This is a genomic window from Nocardiopsis sp. MG754419, from assembly GCF_018207095.1.
GTDB lineage: Bacteria > Actinomycetota > Actinomycetes > Streptosporangiales > Streptosporangiaceae > Nocardiopsis.
This window is the reverse complement of record NZ_QOCZ01000260.1, coordinates 1-3,790: the sequence shown is the minus strand read 5'-3', so window position 1 is coordinate 3,790 and position 3,790 is coordinate 1. Positions and strand designations below refer to the sequence as shown.

The window sequence follows — 3,790 nt, the reverse complement described above, 5'->3', positions numbered from 1 at the left end:
TCTCGGGGTCGCCGGCGTTGAAGTCGTCACCGACGAAGTCGTATCCGGCCACCACGCGCTCGGACGGGAACCCGCCGGGGCCGCCCAGGTCGGGGTGGGTGTAGTCGACGCCGGTGTCCATGATGGCCACGCGCAGGCCCTCACCGGTGAGTCCGAGCTCGCTCCGGGCGATGTCGGCGCCGGTCATGCCCAGCGCCGTGTCCATCTCGGGCTCGTGGTCGGCGATCTCGGGGATCTCGTGCCGCATGACCGGGTGGATAGCGGCCACACCGGGGATCTCCCGGGCGGTGCCCACCTGGTCGTCGTCCATCTCCACGGAGACGCCGTTCCACAGTTCGGTGAAGGAGAGGCGCTCGGTGTAGTCGAGTCCGTGTTCCTCGGCCTCGGCACGGAAGTCCGCGTGCTCGTCGTCGACGAGGGCGGAGGCGGTGCCCGCCGAGGTCGGCGGCCCTTCGAGTTCGATGAACCACAGGTCCTGGACCTGGTGGGTGAGTTCGCCGTTCCCGGGAACGGGGGCGGGGTGCAGGGGCGCGAGCGCCTCGGCCTCGTCGGCGCCCGCGGGTGCGGCCGCCAGCAGGCCGGCGATGAGCGTCAACCCGGCGAGTGACGCCAGGCGTGATCGGTGGGGTGCCACCTTGTCAACACATCCCTTCTCTGCGCGCCTCAGGACAGCGGGGGAATGGGCGTCCCACCGGGCATGGAGTGCACACACGGGGGATACGCCGCGAAGTGTCCGTATATGGATGATCGGCGCGCATGGCAACGAGATCATTGCTTTGTGCGATGACGGGTGTCAATGTGCATTGAGACTCAATATGGCCACATGGTGTGACGAAACGTCGCTAGTGTTCTCTCGGATCTCAGTGGTTAATAAAACGGACTCAAGGCTCATTCATCTACAAAAACCGTTGAAACGGCTGCGTGAAATACCGGAATCGGAAGGTGACCGTTTCACGAAAGCGTCCGTGCGGAGCGAAGGACACGCAGGTCGCGCCGGGTGCGCCCGCCGATCCGGGCGCGAGTGACCGCCCAGTAGAGTGAGGGGGCCGCGCCGTCCTTCGGGCGACGCGCGCAGGTGTCGATCGAGCGAAGTCCGGCAGGCGGCCGCACCCGGCCGCCGGACCCGGCGCTGTCCCGCAACTGTGGAGCCCCGCCTCGCGCGGGGACGAGCCAGGTCGCCTCGCCGGCACCGACGTCCCCTGTCCTCGTGGGAAGGACCGGCCGTCCCCGCCTGGGCCGCGCTCTTCCCGCACGCACTCGAAGGAGCACCGTGCGGATCGCCTGCCGACTCCCCGTCGCACTCCTGGGCGCCACCCTCGCCCTCACCGCCTGTGGCACCGACACCTCCGCACCGGAGGACACCGAGGCCACCGACACCGCGTCGGCCCACTGCGGAGCCCCGGAGCCCGCCGCCGACCGCGCCGAGATCGGTGACGGCACCTTCCCGGTCACCGTCACCGACGCGGTGGGTGAGGTCACCCTGGACGCGGCCCCGGAGCGCATCGTCTCGCTCTCGCCCAGCAACACCGAGACGCTTTTCGCCATCGGCGCGGGCGACCGGGTCGAGGCCGCCGACGAGTACTCCGACCACCCCGAGGAGGCTCCCACCACCGACCTCAGCGGGTTCACCCCCAGCGTCGAGGCGATCAGCGAGTACGACCCGGACCTGGTCATCCTCTCGGACAGCGCCATCGAATCGGCCGACCAGTTGGCCGCCGTCGACATCCCCACGATCGTCCTGGGCGGAGCCGCGGACCTGGAGGGCGTCTACGCGCAGATCCGCACGCTCGGTGAGGTGACCGGCAACACCGAGGAGGCCGACGCCGAGGCCGAGCGGGTCGAGACCGAGGTCAACGCCGTCGTCGAGGAGACGTGCGCCGAACTGGGCGACACCGAGCTCCGCTTCTACCAGGAACTCGACGAGACGCTGTACTCCGCCACCTCCCGGACCTTCGTCGGTCAGATCTACGACGCCTTCGGGCTGGTGAACATCGCCGACCAGGCCGCCGACGAGGAGAGTGGGGACTACCCGCAGCTGTCCGCGGAGCTCGTCGTCGAGGAGAACCCCGACCTCATCTTCCTCTCCTACGGTGACGAGTCCGCGGTGGAGGCCGTCGCCGAACGCCCCGCCTTCGACACCGTGACCGCGGTCCAGAACGACGCCGTTCACCTGCTCGACGCGGACATCGCCTCCCGCTGGGGGCCGCGCGTGGTCGACTTCGCCGCGTCGGTCGGCGAGGCCGTGCGCGCGAGCACCGACGGCTGAGGCCCGTTCGTCTGACCACGGGGGTGTTCCTCGGTTCGGGCGTCGGCGGAGGACCGGAGGACCACGGCCCGAGGCCCGTTCGCTCCGGTCCCGCACCCGCCGGCCGTCCACCGGGGACGCCGCCGGCGTGGTCGTGACGACGGCGCCGGCGCGCGGTGGCCGGGCCGTGGAGGTGTCGAGGAGAGGTGGTGTGACGATGAAGGGCTTCGGTGTCCCGTTCGGGTGGTTGCTGGGCGCCGCGGCGGCGCTGTTCGTGGCCGCCCTGTTCGGCATCTCCGCCGGAGCGGCCTCCATGACCGCCTCCGACATCCTGCGCCACATGCTCGCCCTCCTGCCCTTCGGTGGGGTGGAGTCACCCCTGACCGAGCGGCAGGCGGCGCTGCTCATGGAGCTGCGCCTGCCCCGGGTGGTGATGGGCGCGATCGTCGGCGCGCTCCTGGCGACCGCGGGCGGCGCCTACCAGGGCGTCTTCCGCAACCCCCTGGCCGACCCCTTCCTGCTCGGCGCGGCCGCCGGCGCCGGACTGGGCGCCACCCTGGTCATGGTCTTCGGCTCCGACCTCACCGCCGACCCGCGGGCCCTGGTCCCCGTGGCCGCCTTCGTCGGCGCACTGTCGGGTGTGGCCGCCGCCTACGTGCTCGGCTCCACCGCCGGGGGAGGGGGCACCGCGGGGCTCGTGCTCGCCGGTGTGGCCGTCTCCTCCTTCCTGTCCGCCGCCCAGACCCTCGTCCAGCAGATGGGCGTGGACCAGCTCCAACGGATCTACGCCTGGCTGCTGGGCGGCCTGGGGCGGGGCGGCTGGGACGACGTGCGGCTGATCGCCCCCTACGCCGTGATGGGGCTCGTCGTGCTGCTCCTGTCCGGCTACCTGTTGGACATGCTGGCCCTGGGCGACGACAAGGCCGTCAGTCTCGGCCTCAACCCCGCTCTCGTGCGGCTGGTCGTCATCGCGGCGGCCTCCCTGGCCACCGCCGCCGCCGTGTCGGTGAGCGGGCTCATCGGGTTCGTCGGCATCGTCGTACCGCACATCGTGCGTCGCCTGGTGGGCTCCAACTACCGCGCGATCCTGCCGGTCACCGTCCTGGCCGGCGGCGCCTTCCTCGTCGTCGTCGACATCGTGGCGCGCACCCTCGTCGCCCCCGCGGAACTGCCCATCGGTGTGGTGACCGCGTTCCTCGGCGCGCCCTTCTTCGTCCTCATCCTGCGCACCACACGCCACCGCGGCACCTGAACCGACGTCCGCGCGGACCGGTCGTGCCCGGCACGCCACCGCGGCGTGATGCGAACGCGTCGAACACTCTGGGAGACTGGTCCACGCTATGGACATCACCTTGCTCGTCAGCATCATCGTCGTCGTCGCCCTGCTGGTGGTCGGCGGGTTCTTCCTGGTCAAGACCCGAAGCTCGGTCAGGCCGGGCAAGGAGGAGACCGGTCCGGAGGACACCGAGGCCACGAAGGAGGCCGCCCCGGAAGAGGATCGGGAGCGGGACGAGGGGACAGTACGCACGCCCCCCGCCCACGCCC

General features: G+C 71.0%; 2 protein-coding genes and 2 pseudogenes. 3 read left to right on the top strand and 1 reads right to left on the bottom strand.

Annotated features, from left to right (window positions below; all coding sequences use genetic code 11):
* Nucleotides 1-634: pseudogene (locus tag DSY14_RS27270) on the bottom strand (peptidase S8); the annotation flags it as partial.
* A 636-nt stretch (nt 635-1,270) separates the two neighbouring features.
* Between DSY14_RS27270 and DSY14_RS27265 the strand changes: the two are divergent.
* The 3 genes and pseudogenes from DSY14_RS27265 to DSY14_RS27255 form a co-directional block, all read left to right on the top strand.
* Nucleotides 1,271-2,266: an ABC transporter substrate-binding protein gene (locus DSY14_RS27265; RefSeq protein WP_211719473.1), complete on the top strand. Its 996-nt coding sequence runs from the start codon at nt 1,271-1,273 to the stop codon at nt 2,264-2,266.
* Nucleotides 2,267-2,462: 196 nt separating this feature from the next.
* Nucleotides 2,463-3,497: an iron ABC transporter permease gene (locus tag DSY14_RS27260; RefSeq protein ID WP_211719474.1), complete on the top strand. Its 1,035-nt coding sequence runs from the start codon at nt 2,463-2,465 to the stop codon at nt 3,495-3,497.
* Nucleotides 3,498-3,585: 88 nt separating this feature from the next.
* Nucleotides 3,586-3,790: pseudogene (locus DSY14_RS27255) on the top strand (signal recognition particle-docking protein FtsY); the annotation flags it as partial.

What these genes read in the sequence shown, in the direction of transcription:
- DSY14_RS27260 (WP_211719474.1), top strand. Translation starts at nt 2,463, where the DNA reads ATGAAGGGCTTCGGTGTCCCGTTCGGGTGGTTGCTGGGCGCCGCGGCG.